1 pseudogene is annotated in these 216 nt (G+C 73.6%); it reads left to right on the forward strand.

Going from position 1 to position 216, the window contains the following annotated elements:
• Positions 1 to 216: pseudogene (locus F0U47_RS20595) on the forward strand (hypothetical protein); the annotation flags it as partial.

Here is a 216-nt window from a genome sequence, read left to right on the forward strand (position 1 = left end):
GACGACGTCTTCGTGCCCGACGGGCTCGTCGTCGGCGAGGTCGACCACGGTTGGGGCGTCGCCCGCACCACCCTCGCCGGGGAGCGCGTCGCCCACAGCCAGAAGATGGACGCCTACGCCAGCGACAAGGACCTGCAGCGCTTCGCCCGGGGTGGTGAGCTGTCGCCGGTCGCCCGCCACCAGCCCGGCGAGCGGGTCGCCGAGAGCCAGTCCATC

The sequence above is a fragment of the Nocardioides antri genome (assembly GCF_008373765.1).
GTDB lineage: Bacteria > Actinomycetota > Actinomycetes > Propionibacteriales > Nocardioidaceae > Nocardioides > Nocardioides antri.